The organism is Sedimentibacter sp. LTW-03, assembly GCF_052059825.1.
Classification (GTDB): Bacteria; Bacillota; Clostridia; order Tissierellales; family Sedimentibacteraceae; genus Sedimentibacter.
The window spans coordinates 3,109,737-3,126,771 of the sequence record NZ_CP197180.1; the positions used below are offsets into that span (position 1 = coordinate 3,109,737).

Here is a 17,035-nt window from a genome sequence, read left to right on the forward strand (position 1 = left end):
GCCAGATTACGGAAACAAATGCAAATGCGGCAGTTATTAGACAAGCATAAATAACAAGCATAAACTGCAGTATGGAGTAAATAAGTTTTTTCCAAAAGGAGAAATGATTATGAAGTTATTAGACGAATACATTGTTAAAAAGAAATTTGACGATGCAAACTTTGGAATAGATGATTTAAAATTTTTAGAATACAGTGGGCGTCAATCATTTTACTCACAGGGATACTACGGTCAGGGAACAATTTGTGCTGTAATTGATACAGGAGTATCAAAGCATGAAGAATTTGAAGAAAGGTTACTTGAGGGTAGAAACTTAAATAAAAGTTATAATGATGCATATAATTGGAAGGATGACGGAGGTCATGGTACGCATGTAGCATCAAGCATTGCAGGAAAAAATGTGGGAATTGCTCCACAGACCAAAATATTGCCGGTTAAGGCACTCGATGAAAATGGTTGTACAAATCGAATATTGGATGTAGTAGATGGTGTTAAATGGGCCAGAGAGTGGCGAAGTACAAAAGGTGAGAAAGTTGATGTTATATCAATGTCGCTAAGCGGGACTAAGAGTATTTTTGGAAGCTATCTAAGTCGCTTTGAAAGTGAAATAAACAAATGCGTTGAAGAGGGAATTCTCGTAGTTTGTTCAATGGGAAATACAGGAGAAGAAGAGAAAAGGTATCCTGCATATTTCGATGAAGTAGTAGCTGTAGGTGCTGTTGATGTAAATCAAAAACAAGCTAAATTTACAACTACCGGAAACCATGTTGATGTATGTCAAATAGGGGTAGACATAATCGGTGCAAATAATGGCGGAGGATATGTATCACTATCAGGAACAAGTATGGCAACTCCGTTAGTGTCCGGAATAGCTTGCTTGCTAGCCAGCAGGCATAAAATCAAGTTTGGAGAAAGAATATCAGAGCAAAAATTATATGAGCAAATTAAAATGAATACAAAAGACTTAGGAATTGAAGGCGCCGATAAAATATACGGCGTAGGATTTGCATCAGTACAGCCGCTGTCTATGGATATTGAGCTTACAATCGGATCGGATAAGATGACTGTTAATGAAAAAGAAATTGTTTTGGACTCACCTCCTATTTTATATAACGACAGGTTTTATGTTCCGCTTAGGTGGTTAATAACATTTTTGGGTGGATATATAAAATTTGATAAAAAGACCAGCAAAGCTGTGTTTAGAATGTAATGAGCGCACTTTATGTACAACGTAAATAGATATGCAATATATATTTATTGGCGTTAATAACAATTATGGCTAGAAGTATCGGGGAGCTTTTGTACTTATTCACTGAATTTCAGCACCTATGTTGTCAAGGTTATAAGTAAGGAGGCTCTCCCTGACAAGAAAGGATATAGCCATTATACTTATCATTTTTGCTTTCTAACTTATGTTTAAATGTTTTTTTGGTACAATCTTTTTACGACAATATTTAACATAATATTAAAAAATGGATATTTTGCAGTACATTAATAGTGAAACATAAAATAACCTATATCATTTATAGGTTATCCTAATCGTTAAAATATAGACTCCAATTCCTTTCTTATTTCTTCTCCTGCAGCATTTATACCATTATCAATATTTATATAGCATACTCCATTTAGGTCAGATTGAATATCGAGAGTACCTTTATACAAATGTAAATAATTTGTCATGGGTAAATTTGCATATGTGCATTTTCGGTGGTTCACTGCGCTCGCCCATATGCTTTCATGCTCGTAATATATGCTTTAAATTTCTCTCCGTAAACTGCCTTGTATGCTAAAAAGCAAACAGGCAATGCCGCAAAAACATCTATGACAGAATGTTGTTTAAGAAATACTGTGGATATGCTGATTAAAAGGGTGGCTGTGAGAAAAAGGGCGCGCCAGGCTGCGGTGCTGAAATGTCTGCTGTTCCACGCTGCAAGCATGACGGCAACGGAACCGATTACGTGGAGGGACGGACACACATTTGTGTTAGTATCCAATTCATAAAAGATCCCTATTAAATATGTGAATATATTAGTCCTTTCAAAAGATACCGGTCTGAGTTCCTGTGCTGTAGGGTATAAGAAATAAATAAGTATTGTTATGGAATATGTGATTATTGTATAGTACATAAAATTTTTAAACGCATCTATATCAAACAGAAGTGAATATATCATAATTCCCAAAATAAATATAAACCAAAACAGATATGGAATCAAAAAATATTCGCAGAATGGAATTATATCATCCAGTGCACAGTGTACGATGTGAAAATCAGATGTAATGCTTCCTCTCTCAACCAAGAAAAATAATATTCCAAAAATCGGCCAAAACAATAAAAGAATTAAATGCCTGTAGCTTTCTGATGTTAAATTGCTCCACCTTAGAGGTCTGTAATAGTTTAATCTTGAGTATATACTATTAATCATTATAATTATCTGTTCTCCTTAATGATGAAATAATGTGAGAGCGTATCAGTAGTGTAAAAATAAAGAAAGCTCACAGTAAAATTAATTGCCATAATAATAATATAAATCATAAATTTAATATGTCAACAAAGATTTAACTTCAAATTGACAAAAATTTATTTTGTATGGAGCGGATGGACGGTATGTGATATAATTATTATGACAACCATGTTGAAACAGCTTTGTGTAAGGGGATTTTGTACCATTCGGAACAATTCAAATATATTTATTAAATTGGAGGATGAAATGGCCGGCGTTGTAGAAATAAAATATGTTACGGGTACTAAGTTGGTTGAGGATGTCGGCAGATTATTTCTTGAATATGCCGGAACACTCGGTATAGATCTTTGTTTCCAGAATTTCAACGAAGAATTGGAGAATTTGCCAGGCAAATACAGCTATCCGGATGGAGCTCTGCTTATTGCACTGGTTGATGGAAAAGATGCCGGATGTGCCGCCCTACGCAAAATATCCAACGAAGTGTGCGAAATGAAGAGACTCTATGTTTCTGATAAATACAGAGGGTTCGGTATAGGCAAAATGTTGCTGTCTGAAATAATTGACAGAGCGGTCAAGCTGAGATATGAATTTATTAGGCTGGATACTCTGCCGGATATGAAATCTGCTCAGAAAATGTATGAAAGATTTGGTTTTTATGATATAGACCCATATGTGTATAATCCTGTAAAAGGAGCAAGATATATGGAGTTAAAGCTTGTAAAATAAACAGAAGGTTATTATTTATTAGAATATTTAGCTGTCTGCCATTATGCGGTTAATGGATGAAATATCATCTTGATGCTGTACAATGGCTTTTTATTAATATTCAACAATTATTTATCGTAAAACAATAAATAATTGTTGACATAGATAAAATATTTGTTATAATTATGATTATAAAAAGACAATCGGAGGAACTTATGTATCAAAAAAGTGTTGTTCATTATATTACTAAGGTTTGTGTGGATATTTTATTTTATATAGGAATTGCCTGCTGTATTTTGATTCCTTTTTCGTCATCGATATTGCTTAAGTATTTTAATGCGTCAGACAGTGCAGCTTTGTTTATTAAGGTTGTATTGGAGGCATCAGGGATTTGTTCTGTATATATTATGTGGCAGCTGAAAGTAATATTTAAAACATTGATGGACGGAAACCCGTTTATTCATGCTAATGTTGGTGCGTTGAGAAAAATAGCAATGTCCTGTCTCGTAATTGCGCTGATATATGTTTTAAAGCTTATTGTCATGCCTACTGTTTCAACTGTAGTAATTATTGCAATTTTTGTTATAGCATGTCTTTTGTGCCTTACACTGAAAGATTTGTTTAAACAGTCAATTTACTACAAGGATGAAAATGATTTAACGGTATAGGAGGTTGTGACCATGTCGATAATTATACAGCTTGATGTTATGATGGCCAAAAGAAAAATAGGGCTTATGGAACTGGCCGAAAAAATAAATATTACTCCTGCAAATCTTTCAATATTAAAGAATAACAAGGCAAAAGCCATAAGACTTTCAACTCTTGAAGAAATATGCAAGGCGTTAGAATGCCAGCCCGGCGATATTATTGAATATGTGGAGGACGAGAAATAAGATTATGGAAGGCAAAATAAAATTAAGATTATCATTGTACGGAATCATGTCCGCTGTTTCATATGTTTATTTAGTTATGACACCAGATCCGGGAATAAGTATTTTCTTATTCTTTGTATTGCAGCTTGCTGCTTTGGCCTTTATTTTAAAGGACAGAAGGGAAACTTTGAATTTCAAAGGCCTTATGCTGATGATACCAATACTTGTCATATCTCTTAACAGATTTATAAGTGCAAATCATATGCTTAAAGATACAAATTATTTGGCAATTATATTTTTATACAGTGCAATGATTTTGCTGTTGTCAGATCGCTTGAAATTAAGAATGCTTAATATTAGCGAGTTTATTAAAGTAATTGCTAATATTTTTAAGCCATTTACAAATTTCAAGGTTCCAATTAAATGGGCAGAGGAAAGAGCAAAAAATAAGGAAAAGAATATACTCGTCAAGAGAATACTGATTGGAATAGGTATATCAATTCCCAGTGTAATGTTTCTGACAATTATGCTTTCTTCTGCGGATATGATATTTTACAGAGGGTTTATCTCTATTAATAATTGGTTTGCAGAGCTTATTGATTTCTTCTTTATCTATAAAATGGCTATAGGGGTATTTGTGGGGCTATATTTGTTTGGACACTTGTTCTCTGTTTTTGACTGCGGAGATGCCAATGGATTCAAGAATATCAATAAGCTTGCTTCTAAAAAGATCAACGGAGATATAATTGTAATAAATATTTTTTTGGTATCTATACTTGCAATATACACGCTGTTTATGGCAATTCAGTTTAAATATCTGTTTTCTTCCGGAGAGATTCCGTATGGGCTTAATTATTCGGAATATGCAAGACGTGGATTCTTTGAACTTGTTTTTTTAAGTGTTTTGAACATAATTATTATATTGCTGATTACAAATCTTCTTAAAGATAAGATATATTTTGAAAAGAGCAAGTCTGCTGTTGTTTCAAAAATGTTTCTCATTTATCTGTGTTTGATAACTGGTGTATTGCTGGTGTCTTCTTTTTACAGGATGTCACTGTATGACAGCGCTTACGGGTTTACGAGATTAAGAATACTGGTGTATATTTTTCTGATATTTGAGGCTATAGGACTGTTGGCAACCATTGTATATATTATCAAGTATAATTTTAACATATTTGTTGTTTACGCATTAGTGATCCTGATGTTTTATATGACTCTAAACATTGTCAGAATCGATGAAATAGTTGCAGAGAGGAATATTGATATGTATTTTGCCGGGCAGACGGATCACCTGGACATTGAATATCTAATGAGCTTGTCGGCTGATGCGGTTCCTCAGATTATGAGGCTGTTAGATAATGATGTTGAAATTATAACCAGAAATAGGGCAAGAATATACATTGAGGATGTGAAAAAAATGTACAGTGATTCTGATTACAGCTGGAGAAGCATAAACTTGCCTGAGGAAAGCATAAAAAGACTGATATCGGAAAATAAGGATAAAATAGAATTTAATTATTAGAATTTCTCAAGAATTAATTAACTGTAAGGGTAATAAATAGATCGGAGGAAATTTATGTTCAATTTAGATAATGTGCTATTTATGGCTTTTATATATTTATCTCCGATATTATTTGCTTTATCAATTATACCATTTGTGATGAGTGTTATTCTTAGAATAAAGAGTGGAAGATATAAAAAAATACTGAAAGCAGGATTTATATTTCTAATAATATCTTTTTTTATTTTTATTATTCCTGCAGTTGTTATTGGAGTCGTCGGTGTTGTGCCTGAATAAAAGGAGATATATATAGGTTTTAAAATAAATTTGTTGTTTACAAAACTAAGTTTTGGTTTTAAACAAAAATAAAGCAAAGCCATAAGGAATGGGAATTTCTTTTGGCTTTTTCTAGTTTAAATATTATATTTCATAACATATAAAATGGATCAAAAAAGAAAACAGTAAGCTTTATTATAGTCTAACATACAAATATTTATAGATAAACAGCTAAAATTGTAATATAATTAGTAAAACTAAATGAGCAGGAGGGTAGATATGAAAATAAAGACATTTAAGGTCGAGCAGTGGATGAATGAATTTGAAAATGATGCAGTTTATAATTTAGGCGAAACATGTATTGATTCTTTGACGTTGGGTGAGCTTATTGAGCTGTCAGGGCGTGATCCGAGTGAATATCTTGCATCTCTTAAAGATACAAGAATGACATACAGCCATATTTACGGCTCGCCTGATTTTTTAAACGGGGTAGCCGGTCTGTACAAAAGTATTAAACCACAGCAGGTTATACCGACTCACGGGGCAATAGGCGCAAACAACATGGTCATTGTTTCCATGCTTGAACCCAGCGACAATATGGTGTCGGTAATGCCCACATACCAGCAGCATTATTCTATTCCGGAATCCATAGGAGCAGAAGTACGAATACTGCAATTGACTCCGGAAAACAAGTTCTTGCCGGACATAGAGCTTTTAAAAAGTCTGGTTGATAGTAATACGAAAATGATAACAATTAATAATCCTGACAATCCTACAGGATCTTGGATTCCTGAAAAGGAAATGAAGCAAATTGCAGAAATCGCCGAAAGTGTTGGTGCGTATATATTATCTGATGAAGTGTACAGAGGGATTTCTGAGGATGGAAGCTATATGACGTCAATTACGGATTTATATGAAAAAGGAATATCGGTGGGAAGTATGTCGAAAATTTTCTCCCTGGCAGGACTGCGCATGGGCTGGATAGCATCCAGAAGTAAGGAAGTAATAGATGCATGTTTGGAGAGAAGAGATTACGATACTATAAGCTGCGGAGTTCTTGATGACTTATTTGCTTCCATGGCTCTTACGAACAAGGAAAAAATATTTGAGAGAAATAGAAATATATTGTTCAAGAACAGAGAAATACTTGATCAATGGGTGCAGGATACACCGGAAGTTTACTATATAAAGCCTGTAGCCGGAACTACAGCTCTTGTATACTATAATAAGGAACTTCCGTCATATGAATTGTGTGTAAAATTGCTCAGGGAAAAAGGAGTTTTGTTTACTCCAGGTTCATGCTTTGAAATGGAAGGGTGTGTAAGGATAGGGTACGCTTTTGATTCGAAGACATTAAAAGATGGATTAGATAAATTTGCTGAATTTTTAAGAGAAATATAGCGGTGAAAAAATGAAGCGCAAATTTATTGCTAAGAGATATTGGAGTGAACAGTCAACTGCAATGGGACAGTCAGATGAATTATCTAAAACATTTGATGATTGCATTAATTTAAGTCTTGGTGACCCGGATCTGATTACTCATGATATAATTATTGACAATGCCTTTAAGGATGCAAAATCTGGACACACAAAGTACACTGACTTTAGAGGTGACGCTGAACTTCGCAGAGAAATATGCAAATTCTACATGGACGAATACAGCATGAAGGTGAAGGATGAGGAAGTGTTTGTATCAACGTCGGCGTGTCATGGCATGTACTTGGTTCTTGAAGCGGTAATTGATGACGGGGATGAGGTAATATTGCAGGCACCGTTTTTTACGCCGTATCCTCAGCAGGTAAAGCTAGCAAGAGGAATACCTGTTGAACTTCCCACATATGAAGAAGAGGATTTTCAGATAAATGAAAAGAGGCTGGAAAATCTGATTACTGCAAAAACTAAGGCGTTGATAATAAATACCCCGTCTAATCCTACAGGAAGCTGTCTGACAGATGCATCTATGAAAGCAATAGCAAGAATAGCTGAAAAGTACGATTTAATTGTTATAGCGGATGATATATATACTGCATTCAGCTATGATAGCCCGTTTATCCCTTTTGCATCACTGAACGGCATGAGGGAAAGAACCATAATCCTGAATTCATTTTCAAAGAATTTTACGATGACGGGATGGAGAGTTGGAAGTATAATTGCTCCGGACTATATAATAAATGTTATAAGCCAGATTAATGAAAACGTGGTTTTTACGGCGCCGTCTGTTTCGCAGAGAGCTGCGATTCATGCTCTCAGGAACAGAAATATAATTCAGCCTGAAATGATAGAGGAATACCGAAGCAGAACGTTGTATGCAGCTGAAAGGATTAACAAGATTAATAATATGCACGTTATTTATCCGCCGAAAGGAACTTTCTACTTATTTGTAAACATTAAGCAAACAGGACTTACATCGGAGGAAGCTGCCAAAGTAATTCTACAGCAGGCTCATGTTCTTGTTCTGCCGGGAAATGCCTTTGGAGAATGCGGCGAAGGGTATCTAAGAATTGCATGTACGGTAAACAAAGACATATTGAAAGAAGCATTTGACAGAATAGAAAATATTGGTGTTTTCAATAAACAGAGTACAGATATTGCATCAAAATAAATAGTGAAATAATTACAATATTGGGTTAAAATTATTGTGGATAAGAAACTCAGGAAAAAGTACAATTAATTGGAGGTGAGATTGTGGAACTGGAAATTTTGTCAGGAGATATTACAATGGTAGAGGCAGATGCTATTGTTAATGCAGCAAATAATTCATTGCTTGGAGGAGGCGGAGTTGACGGAGCCATACATCGCGCAGCGGGATCGGAGCTTCTGCACGAATGCCGGGCTCTTGGAGGCTGTGAAACCGGAATGGCAAAAATAACTAAAGGATACAGGCTGCCGGCAAAATATGTTATACATACTGTTGGACCTATATGGCATGGAGGAAGCGATAATGAGGAAAGTCTTCTGGCGTCCTGTTACAAGAACATCCTGCTTCTCGCCGAAAAATATAATTGCCGTTACGTTGCATTCCCTTCAATCAGTACGGGAGCATATGCATTTCCCTTAGAAATAGCATCAAAGATTGCTGTAAAAGCCATAATAGAATTTCAAAGCATTGAAAATTCAGTAGAAAAGGCATCAATTGTGTGCTTTGATAAAAAAACGAAAGAATATTATGATAAAGCATTAAAAGAATACTTAAAAATTGACTAGAAGGAGAAAATCATGGCAGGAATAAAATATGAAATAACAGAAGAATTAGCTATTCTTTCAGAATCATCAAGAGGATGGACTAAGGAGCTTAATATGGTAAGCTGGAATGACAGAGAACCTAAATTTGACATAAGGGAATGGTCGCCTGAACATGAAAGAATGGGCAAAGGAGTTACGCTGAGCAAGGAAGAAGCTAAGCTTCTCAGAGATATTTTGAATAAGATGGATATATAACTAGCTGGGACCGGTCTTTGACCGGTCCCAGTTTTGCTGTACTATTTTTTTCGTTTGAATGATTTACCTGTATATAGACCAAAGTCTGAAACAGTGATTATAAGAATTATATACGGAATGTAAAATACTTTGAACCCATCTCGGCTCATTGAGAATATAAGAACAAGAACACCTGGCAGGCTGAGCCATGGAAGGAATATAAAAGTTTTAACCGGTTTCCATATTCCTATGATTATTCCAAGCACACCATATATAATCAATACAACCAGTACCGTCACCAATCGTTCATAACCTGAGCCGTCGGAAAAAACAGATTTAAATACTCCGAATATTGCTATAAGTAAACCTGCCAGTGCTGTTACAAGATGAGGGAATGCCTTTTTTTTATATTCAAAATTCATTAAATCACCTCGGTTAGCTTAGTATATTTTAATTTCCGTTCAATACTTTCACTATGAAACTGTCTGCAGGAAGTATAACTGTTTTATCACCCCGCATAGTGGTTTTAAGAGCTTCAAGGCTTCTTATAAACTCATAATATTGTACCCTGTCTTCTGTTGAATATGCAGCGGCAATTATCTTCATATATTCGCTTTCGCCCTGGCCTTTCAATTCTTCGGCTGTCGCCTTTGCTTTTGATAGCAGTATTCCAACTTCTTTGTCGGTTTCATTTACAACCTTACTTGCTTCAAGGTTACCTTCGGCTCTGTAGCTTTCAGCCATTTGAGTTCTTTCCGAAATCATTCGGTTATAAACGGCTGTTTCGTTATCGTTTGGCAGATCCAGGCGTTTTATTTCAACTGCTATTGTGGAAACACCGTAGTTTTTGAGCTGACTGTTTACAGTATCAGTTATTTTTATATTTATGTCATCAATTGAGCTGTTATCGGAATTTATAATTTCAGTTTGGTTCATTGTACCTAAAGTATTTTTAACTGCATTGTAAACAACCGCATCTATTCGGTTTTCCATTTCAGAAATTCTGCTTACAGTTCTCATAAATGTTTGGGGATTATCAATTTGCCATACTGCGAAATTGTCGACTACCAGCGTTTTTTTATCTCCTGTCAGCACTTCTGACGGAGGTATGTCATACTTCATTCTGTACTGAGGAATTTTTTCGACTTTATCAAACACGGGAACTTTAAAGTGCAGTCCTGCAGTGTCTTGAATTTTGACGAATTTGGAGAAACGGGTTATATACGCGTATTCATTTTCTCGTACTATGTATGCCGTGCTGGCAAAAGCTGCAACAAGCAATAGAATTATCAAAACTCTTAAAAATGATCCTAGATTACTTTTTTTCTTAGTTTCCTGCATTATTGTTCACCTCCGGTAGTTTCCTCAGATTCGGAAAAGCTCTTAAGTGGCAGAAGTTTCTGCACTCCGCCTTCTGATGAGTCTATGTATACTGTTATGTCAGGCAAAATTTCCTCGATGGATTCCAAGTACATTCTTGTTCTGGTTATGCCCTTGTTCTTGGCATATTCCTCGTACATTGCATTAAACCTTGCAACCTCGCCGCTTGCTTGGTTAATTTTAGATTCTTTGTAAGATTCCGCGTCTCTTATTAATTTGTCTGCTTTGCTTTCAGCATCGGGCAATGTTTTATTTTTGTAAGCCAGAGCTTCATTAATTCGTGTTTCCTTTTCCTGCTTTGCGGTTTCAACCTCTTTAAACGCTTTGATAACATCGGCAGTAGGAGGTTCACTGTCCTGGATTTTCACATCAAGTATTTGGACTCCCAGGTCATAGCTTTCAAGTTTATTTATTATTTTTTCTTTTATTTCTGCCTGGATAATTGATTTTTCGGTTGTCAATACTCCGTCTACATTTTTAGAACCTATTATGCTTCTTGCAGAGGATTGAGATATCATTTTCAAGATGTGGGAAGGTTCATCAGAATTATAAAGAAATTTAACAGGATCTGAAATTTTCCATTCTATGAAAAAGTCAATATTAACAATATTAAAATCACCTGTTATCATTTTAGATTCTTCCGTAACAGTAGAACCATCAATTTTAGATTCGCTTCCGCTTGCATATCCTATTTGCAGTTTTTGTGTTTTGTTTACTGCTACCTTTGTAACATTCTGAACGGGATATGGAAGCTTAAAATGCAATCCGGCTGTCTCAACACTTGTAACTTTACCAAGAGTTGTTACAACAGCTTGTTCAGATTCTTCAACTGTATACTGGCAGGACATAACGGCGTAGACTACTAATATCAGAAGAGGAAGTATAAGCAGTGTCTTAGTGTTTTTTTTCTTTTTAGGAGGTTTTTCATTAAAGCCCTGATCTCCAAACTCAAACTGATTATTCGTTTTTTTTGAATTATCGATTAAGTTTATTAATTTTTCAATAAAATTATTCATTTTCATTTTTGCTCCTTTATAAAATTTGAGGAGTAGGTATACCCCTCAGATTGATGGCAAAGCCATCAAGATTGAAGGTTGTTTCTTTGAAATATAATACCAAATGCACAATCTTCTAATCAGTTTGCTTGGTATATATGCGAATACTAGATTGTGTAAACTAACAAGGTTTTGTTCTGTCCGCCACATTTATTATATCATAATGAATTAATGCAAACAAGACAGTTGTTGAATGCTAATTATTTGCCGAATGTAAATTCTTACTCCTTAAGGTAAAACTTTATGCTTAATTATAATCAAAGTCAAAATTTTAGCATATATTAAGTATTAGAATACAATGTGTTTTATTTTATATGTATTGATGTGACAGGAATGGGAGAAAATATGTTTAAAAATAATTTGAAAAATAATGCAATAAAGTATTTGAATCAAGCAGCACAAGACTTAGATAATTTATACAACATTACGATTCCAAACACTATAACTGTTCATTTGGGTAACCCTAATGAGGAAGCTGAGGATGTAACCGTTCCTTTTCTGTATTACATTAAAAATGTTGCATCCAGCGAGTTATATCCAACATGGCCGGAATCTGCTTTAAAAGCTAACGTGCACGCAATTACATCGTTTGCTCTAAACAGGATTTATACGGAATGGTACAGATCCAGGGGATATGATTTTGATATTACAAGCTCTCCCCAATACGATCAGGAGTTTATCCTAAACAGAGGATTGTTTGACACAATAAATGCTGTAGCTGATGAGGTTTTCACTCACTATATTGCCAGGGATGGCCAAATGCAGCCACTATATGCCAAGTTTTGCGATGGGAAAATATTACAGTGTGAAGGCTTGCAGCAATGGGGAACAGTTGACTTGTCAGCTGCAGGTTATTCGCCTATAGAAATATTAAGATACTATTATGGAGAAGATATAAATCTTGAAACTGGTACACCCATAGGAAATACCGAAAATTCTTTTCCCGGTGAAGTATTCCAGCTTGGAGATTCGAATATCTATGTTTTAAGAATGCAACTTTATTTGGACAGAATAAGGGTTAATTATCCTGGAATTCCTCAAATTAAGCCTATTACAGGGAGTTTTAACCAATCCACAGAGGATGCCGTAAGGGCTTTTCAAAGTATATTTAATCTTCCTGTTACCGGAGATATAGATAAAGCTACGTGGTATATGATAATGCAAAGATATACTTCGATTACAAGGCTTGCTGAGCTTACGACACAGGAAAATTTAATAAGCCAGATGGATGGAATAACAGAGGAGGCATATCTTGAGGGAGACATAAGGGCGGAAATAGAATTAATACAATATGCTTTAAATGTTTTATCGGCCTATTATCCATCCATACGCAGTGTTCCTATAACAGGGTTTTTTGATGAACGAACGAGAAACTCGGTTATGGATTTCCAAAGATCAATGGGCTTTGAACCGACAGGTGTTGTTAGCAGAGAAACTTTTGACACCTTGATGTCCAGCCTGTTTGGTATACTTGACTCATTACCTGAGGAAGCTGTATATCTTCCAAGATTTAGATGGCCCGGTGTTGAATTCAAACCAGGTGATGAAAGTCCTCTGATTTATATTATTCAGGAAATGCTGTATTATATTTCGCTGATCATTCCTGCAATTCCTCCATTTGAGCCAAGCGGAGTATATGATGAAAATACACGTCGTGCTGTGCAGGATTTCCAAGGGACACAAGGTATGGAACCCACAGGAATTTTAGACGCAGATACATGGAACACCATCGTGGAGGTATACAGAAGTCAAAGATACGGAGCATTGTCCGGGGGGCAGCCGATTATATAAGTGCGGAATACTTTTTTTACGGTATATCAGCCACGTTATATTTTTGCTGCCCGGATACCGTAATATAAGTGGTTTAGGTTGCTCTTTATTTGGTATAATATATATAAACGGAGGATAAAATGTCGAGATTATTTTCAAATTACATAATTAAAAATTTAGAATTAAAGAATCGGATTGTCATGGCGCCGATGTGTATGTATTCTTCAGAAAATGACGGTAAGGTAACTGAATGGCACGTTTTACACTACGCAACGAGAGCTGTGGGAGGAGCAGGGCTAATTATTCAGGAAGCAACAGCAGTTGAACCCGAGGGAAGAATTTCCTCATCTGATTTGGGAATTTGGGAGGATTCTCAAGTCGAAGGGCTAAAAAAGATTGTGGATGCATGTAAAAAATATGGCGCTAAAATCGGAATTCAGCTTAATCATGCAGGGAGAAAGTGCGAAGCTGAAAATGAAAGAATAATTGCTCCGAGTTCAATAGCATACAGTGACAGATACAGAATTCCAGCTGAAATGACGACGGAAGAAATACATGAAGTAATTAAATCATTCGGATATGCAGCAGAAAGGTGTGTTAGAGCAGGCTACGATGTAATAGAAATACACGGTGCCCACGGGTATTTAATAAACCAGTTCTTATCACCGTTAACAAATAAAAGAACTGACGAATATGGGGGAAGTAAAGAGAGAAGGGCAAGATTTCTTAAAGAGGTTATAAGAGAAGTAAGAAAAGTGTGGACTGAAGAAAAGGCGCTTTTACTGAGAGTTTCTGCTGAGGAATATGATGAAGAAGGCAATCGCCCGGAAGACCTTGCGGAGATGATAAATATGGTGAAAGACGAAGGAATCAATTTGATAGATGTAAGCTCCGGAGGGGTTGTGAACATCGTGCCCGAGAGATTTCAAGGCTACCAGATCAGGCTTGCGGAAAAAATAAAAGAAAAAACAGAACTTCCTGTAATAACTGGAGGTTTGATAATTGAGCCACAAATGGCCGAAGAAATATTGCGTAACAGAAGAGCTGATCTTGTATTTATAGGCCGCGCATTTTTAAAAAACCCGTATTGGCCTCTATATGCAGACGAAAAGTTAAGCAATATAGCAACATGGCCAAAACAATACGAAGCTGCCAGAACCGGAAAAATATAGAGGCTATGATTAGTAATCAGTAAAGATTACCTGGAAATAAGATCCCAACATATGTTTGGGATTTTATTGATTTATAAGAATATTTATTTGAATAACCGGCAATATTTTAGTAGATTTATAAATGTTTCTGTTATATAATGTTAAAGTATTTTGTTGATTATATAATCAACATCTATATTGGAGGGAATATGAGTATTTTTGAAACATTAATGCTTCTTTGTTTCGGATCAGCATGGCCATTTTCTATTTACAGATCCTACAAATCAAAATCAATAGAAGGAAAGAGTCCGGTATTTTTGGTAATCCTTCTAATGGGATATACTTTTGGAATTTTGCATAAACTTTTCTATTCTTACGATAGTGTTGTTTATTTATACGTCATTAACTTTATTATGATAACAATAGACTTTACGCTGTACTTGAGAAATTCTAGACTTAAGAAGCATGAAGAAGATTCGACTGTACATTGGTAATATGCCGATAAAAAAATATCGAGCACAATTATAAAAAAAATTCAATAGGGCACTCTAATAAGGGTGCTTTTTTTATTCATAATTTTGTTTGGACAGAATAATATAGTGGTATATATAGCATACCTCAGACTGCTGAAAAAGCCCGCTGCTGCATTAATGTTCAGTCAGGTACTATGCATGTTCGTGTGTGTTTTGGCTGCATTTATTCCGCATTGCAGGACGAAATTTTCAGATATCCTGTCATGAGTAAGACATATCTTTAACTTATAATGGCTGAAAGGAAGAAAAGACAAATGAAAAAATCAATTAAAATTCTGGTGAAATTGTCATGCTATCTTATGTTCTTTGCTGCCATATTCGGTGCTTCGGCTTACGGCGGATATTTATATATAACACCATCAAGCTATATAAGCTTAAACAGCAATCCTTCCGTTAAATATACGGTAAATAGGTTTAACAGAGTAATTGAAGCAGAGATCGGCAGCAGTTCTGAACTTAAACTGCGTAATTTAATGCATAGAGATATTACAGATGCAATAGCACTAACCATAGACGAATTTTATGATAACGGAGAAGTGAGTGAAATTCAGGACATTGATTTTGTTGTATCTGTCGTAAATTTAAAGGCTTCAGAAGATAAGGCCAATTCCTTGGCTGAGAAATTAAATAATGAAATTAGACTAAGATATGGGAAGTCTTTAGACGAAAAAACAAAAGGAATGTCTGTGTTAAAAGAATAAAGTTTAAAATTATACCATCATTGATAGAAGGTTCCGGCTGAAATAAAGCCGGGATTTTTTTGTATATAGAAACTTCTTTATATAATATATTTTATGCAATACTATGAAAAAACTAAGTGCAGGTGAAAATATCTTGTGTTGATGTTGACATAAATATACAAATAATTTATAATTATAAATGTAATTCAAATAAAGGGAGGGTGTTGCATGAAATTTAATTTAATTAGCGTACCGATAAACTACGGCTGTGATAGAGAGGGAGCCCAGTTTGGTCCGGAAACATTCAAAAAAAATGGAATTGTAGAATTAATTAAAGAGGAAGGCCATGATGTATGCGATAAGGGAGACATTGAAATACCTTTTGCCTCACCTGAAGAAAAATATTCAGGAAGCAGTAAATTAAAATACCTTAATCCGATTGCAGAATACAATAATAATCTTGCGGAGGCTGTGTACAGCTCAATAAGCGAAGGAGCAATTCCTTTTATAGTAGGCGGAGACCATTCGCTTGGAATGGGAAGCATTGCCGGAACAAGTAAGTACTTTAAAGAAATAGCAGTAATATGGGTTGATGCACATGGTGACATAAATACAGAAGACACATCGCCTTCAGGCAACATTCACGGAATGCCTCTTGCAGCGTCAATGAATTTTGGAAATCCTGCACTGACAAATATTTATTACAATGGACAGAAAGTTAAGCCGGAGAATGTTTATATTTTAGGGGCGAGAGATATAGACCCAGGTGAATATGAACTGGCAAAAAAATCTAAACTAAATTTGTATACAATGGATGATGTGCGCAAAAACGGGTTAGATAATACTCTTAAGGAAATTACAAACAAAATAAAGAATTCCGGTGTGGATGCAGTACATCTCAGCTTTGATATAGATGCGCTGGATAAATCATTGGTGCCCGGAACCGGAACAGCTGTTTCAGAAGGATTCAGCCTGGAGGAAGGCGAAAATATTTTTGCACAATTAATAGGCGGTGTACACATAGCTTCAATGGATTTTGTGGAATTGAACCCTCTAATTGATGATGAAGATAAAAAGACCGTAAAAAATTGTTTCAAGCTGCTTAAAAATATATTTAGGTTATTTAAGAACCAAGAAGAAAAATCTGTTGAATATGCTATTTAGTCTATATGAAATATGTCAGTAATCCCTCTAAAATTAATAAAATATAACCTATTGATTCTGATATAT

General features: G+C 35.2%; 19 protein-coding genes. 15 read left to right on the top strand and 4 right to left on the bottom strand.

What is annotated here, in order from left to right; all coding sequences use genetic code 11:
- Nucleotides 1-109 precede the first annotated feature (109 nt).
- Nucleotides 110-1,210 carry a S8 family serine peptidase gene (locus tag ACS3UD_RS15170; protein ID WP_308138807.1) on the top strand — a complete coding sequence of 367 codons (1,101 nt, stop codon included), beginning with the start codon at nucleotides 110-112 and terminating at the stop codon, nucleotides 1,208-1,210.
- A gap of 502 nt (nucleotides 1,211-1,712) precedes the next feature.
- On the opposite strand, the gene ACS3UD_RS15175 is transcribed toward ACS3UD_RS15170, so the two are convergent.
- Nucleotides 1,713-2,423, bottom strand: coding sequence for a phosphatase PAP2 family protein (locus ACS3UD_RS15175; protein WP_308138806.1), 711 nt, complete (start codon nucleotides 2,421-2,423; stop codon nucleotides 1,713-1,715).
- 285 nt (nucleotides 2,424-2,708) lie between these two features.
- Between ACS3UD_RS15175 and ACS3UD_RS15180 the strand changes: the two genes are divergently transcribed.
- The 9 genes from ACS3UD_RS15180 (at nucleotide 2,709) to ACS3UD_RS15220 (ending at nucleotide 9,257) form a co-directional block, all read left to right on the top strand.
- Entirely contained in the window at nucleotides 2,709-3,188 is a 480-nt protein-coding gene (locus ACS3UD_RS15180) for a GNAT family N-acetyltransferase (protein WP_308138805.1), read from the top strand.
- Nucleotides 3,189-3,382: 194 nt separating this feature from the next.
- A complete protein-coding gene (locus ACS3UD_RS15185) occupies nucleotides 3,383-3,835 on the top strand; it encodes a DUF2975 domain-containing protein (RefSeq protein WP_308138804.1) in 453 nt (150 codons plus the stop codon).
- Between the two features lie 12 nt (nucleotides 3,836-3,847).
- Complete coding sequence (locus ACS3UD_RS15190) at nucleotides 3,848-4,060, top strand: helix-turn-helix domain-containing protein (protein ID WP_308138803.1); 213 nt, start codon at nucleotides 3,848-3,850, stop codon at nucleotides 4,058-4,060.
- A gap of 4 nt (nucleotides 4,061-4,064) precedes the next feature.
- A complete protein-coding gene (locus tag ACS3UD_RS15195; protein ID WP_308138802.1) occupies nucleotides 4,065-5,564 on the top strand; it encodes a DUF4153 domain-containing protein in 1,500 nt (499 codons plus the stop codon).
- A gap of 54 nt (nucleotides 5,565-5,618) precedes the next feature.
- Nucleotides 5,619-5,840: a hypothetical protein gene (locus tag ACS3UD_RS15200; RefSeq protein ID WP_308138801.1), complete on the top strand. Its 222-nt coding sequence runs from the start codon at nucleotides 5,619-5,621 to the stop codon at nucleotides 5,838-5,840.
- 258 nt (nucleotides 5,841-6,098) lie between these two features.
- The gene (locus ACS3UD_RS15205) at nucleotides 6,099-7,220 is read left to right on the top strand and encodes an aminotransferase (protein ID WP_308138800.1); all 1,122 of its coding nucleotides are present in this window, start codon (nucleotides 6,099-6,101) and stop codon (nucleotides 7,218-7,220) included.
- A 10-nt stretch (nucleotides 7,221-7,230) separates the two neighbouring features.
- Nucleotides 7,231-8,421 carry a pyridoxal phosphate-dependent aminotransferase gene (locus ACS3UD_RS15210; RefSeq protein WP_308138799.1) on the top strand — a complete coding sequence of 397 codons (1,191 nt, stop codon included), beginning with the start codon at nucleotides 7,231-7,233 and terminating at the stop codon, nucleotides 8,419-8,421.
- Between the two features lie 80 nt (nucleotides 8,422-8,501).
- Nucleotides 8,502-9,023 (top strand): O-acetyl-ADP-ribose deacetylase, encoded by a 522-nt coding sequence (locus tag ACS3UD_RS15215; RefSeq protein ID WP_308140083.1) that lies wholly within the window; start codon nucleotides 8,502-8,504, stop codon nucleotides 9,021-9,023.
- Nucleotides 9,024-9,035: 12 nt separating this feature from the next.
- Complete coding sequence (locus tag ACS3UD_RS15220; protein ID WP_213927242.1) at nucleotides 9,036-9,257, top strand: YdbC family protein; 222 nt, start codon at nucleotides 9,036-9,038, stop codon at nucleotides 9,255-9,257.
- Between the two features lie 41 nt (nucleotides 9,258-9,298).
- Here the strand turns inward: ACS3UD_RS15220 and ACS3UD_RS15225 are convergent, their stop codons facing one another.
- From ACS3UD_RS15225 to hflK, 3 genes are read right to left on the bottom strand one after another with little or no spacing between them, the layout of a single operon-like run.
- The gene (locus ACS3UD_RS15225; RefSeq protein WP_308138798.1) at nucleotides 9,299-9,658 is read right to left on the bottom strand and encodes a DUF6954 family protein; all 360 of its coding nucleotides are present in this window, start codon (nucleotides 9,656-9,658) and stop codon (nucleotides 9,299-9,301) included.
- A 28-nt stretch (nucleotides 9,659-9,686) separates the two neighbouring features.
- Nucleotides 9,687-10,577, bottom strand: a complete 891-nt coding sequence (hflC, locus tag ACS3UD_RS15230) for a protease modulator HflC (protein WP_308138797.1) — start codon at nucleotides 10,575-10,577, stop codon at nucleotides 9,687-9,689.
- The gene (gene hflK, locus ACS3UD_RS15235; RefSeq protein WP_308138796.1) at nucleotides 10,577-11,638 is read right to left on the bottom strand and encodes an FtsH protease activity modulator HflK; all 1,062 of its coding nucleotides are present in this window, start codon (nucleotides 11,636-11,638) and stop codon (nucleotides 10,577-10,579) included. The genes hflC and hflK overlap by 1 nt, the downstream gene beginning before the upstream one ends.
- A 378-nt stretch (nucleotides 11,639-12,016) precedes the next feature.
- Here hflK and ACS3UD_RS15240 point away from each other — a divergent pair, with 378 nt between their 5' ends.
- The 5 genes from ACS3UD_RS15240 to rocF all read left to right on the top strand — a co-directional run bounded on the left by ACS3UD_RS15240 (nucleotide 12,017) and on the right by rocF (nucleotide 16,969).
- A complete protein-coding gene (locus tag ACS3UD_RS15240) occupies nucleotides 12,017-13,462 on the top strand; it encodes a peptidoglycan-binding protein (protein ID WP_308138795.1) in 1,446 nt (481 codons plus the stop codon).
- A 119-nt stretch (nucleotides 13,463-13,581) separates the two neighbouring features.
- On the top strand, nucleotides 13,582-14,613 hold the full coding sequence (namA, locus tag ACS3UD_RS15245) for an NADPH dehydrogenase NamA (protein ID WP_308138794.1): 1,032 nt from the start codon (nucleotides 13,582-13,584) through the stop codon (nucleotides 14,611-14,613).
- A 188-nt stretch (nucleotides 14,614-14,801) separates the two neighbouring features.
- Entirely contained in the window at nucleotides 14,802-15,086 is a 285-nt protein-coding gene (locus ACS3UD_RS15250; protein WP_308138793.1) for a hypothetical protein, read from the top strand.
- Nucleotides 15,087-15,379: 293 nt separating this feature from the next.
- Entirely contained in the window at nucleotides 15,380-15,826 is a 447-nt protein-coding gene (locus tag ACS3UD_RS15255; protein ID WP_308138792.1) for an anti-sigma-I factor RsgI family protein, read from the top strand.
- 207 nt (nucleotides 15,827-16,033) lie between these two features.
- On the top strand, nucleotides 16,034-16,969 hold the full coding sequence (gene rocF / locus ACS3UD_RS15260; RefSeq protein ID WP_308138791.1) for an arginase: 936 nt from the start codon (nucleotides 16,034-16,036) through the stop codon (nucleotides 16,967-16,969).
- Nucleotides 16,970-17,035 lie beyond the last annotated feature (66 nt).

Bases quoted from the DNA above. Each gene is read 5' to 3' on its own strand.
- ACS3UD_RS15170 (WP_308138807.1), top strand. From the start codon at position 110: ATGAAGTTATTAGACGAATACATTGTTAAAAAGAAATTTGACGATGCA.
- ACS3UD_RS15175 (WP_308138806.1), bottom strand. From the start codon at position 2,423: ATGATTAATAGTATATACTCAAGATTAAACTATTACAGACCTCTAAGG.
- ACS3UD_RS15180 (WP_308138805.1), top strand. From the start codon at position 2,709: ATGGCCGGCGTTGTAGAAATAAAATATGTTACGGGTACTAAGTTGGTT.
- ACS3UD_RS15185 (WP_308138804.1), top strand. From the start codon at position 3,383: ATGTATCAAAAAAGTGTTGTTCATTATATTACTAAGGTTTGTGTGGAT.
- ACS3UD_RS15190 (WP_308138803.1), top strand. From the start codon at position 3,848: ATGTCGATAATTATACAGCTTGATGTTATGATGGCCAAAAGAAAAATA.
- ACS3UD_RS15195 (WP_308138802.1), top strand. From the start codon at position 4,065: ATGGAAGGCAAAATAAAATTAAGATTATCATTGTACGGAATCATGTCC.
- ACS3UD_RS15200 (WP_308138801.1), top strand. From the start codon at position 5,619: ATGTTCAATTTAGATAATGTGCTATTTATGGCTTTTATATATTTATCT.
- ACS3UD_RS15205 (WP_308138800.1), top strand. From the start codon at position 6,099: ATGAAAATAAAGACATTTAAGGTCGAGCAGTGGATGAATGAATTTGAA.
- ACS3UD_RS15210 (WP_308138799.1), top strand. From the start codon at position 7,231: ATGAAGCGCAAATTTATTGCTAAGAGATATTGGAGTGAACAGTCAACT.
- ACS3UD_RS15220 (WP_213927242.1), top strand. From the start codon at position 9,036: ATGGCAGGAATAAAATATGAAATAACAGAAGAATTAGCTATTCTTTCA.
- ACS3UD_RS15225 (WP_308138798.1), bottom strand. From the start codon at position 9,658: ATGAATTTTGAATATAAAAAAAAGGCATTCCCTCATCTTGTAACAGCA.
- hflC (WP_308138797.1), bottom strand. From the start codon at position 10,577: ATGCAGGAAACTAAGAAAAAAAGTAATCTAGGATCATTTTTAAGAGTT.
- hflK (WP_308138796.1), bottom strand. From the start codon at position 11,638: ATGAAAATGAATAATTTTATTGAAAAATTAATAAACTTAATCGATAAT.
- ACS3UD_RS15240 (WP_308138795.1), top strand. From the start codon at position 12,017: ATGTTTAAAAATAATTTGAAAAATAATGCAATAAAGTATTTGAATCAA.
- namA (WP_308138794.1), top strand. From the start codon at position 13,582: ATGTCGAGATTATTTTCAAATTACATAATTAAAAATTTAGAATTAAAG.
- ACS3UD_RS15250 (WP_308138793.1), top strand. From the start codon at position 14,802: ATGAGTATTTTTGAAACATTAATGCTTCTTTGTTTCGGATCAGCATGG.
- ACS3UD_RS15255 (WP_308138792.1), top strand. From the start codon at position 15,380: ATGAAAAAATCAATTAAAATTCTGGTGAAATTGTCATGCTATCTTATG.
- rocF (WP_308138791.1), top strand. From the start codon at position 16,034: ATGAAATTTAATTTAATTAGCGTACCGATAAACTACGGCTGTGATAGA.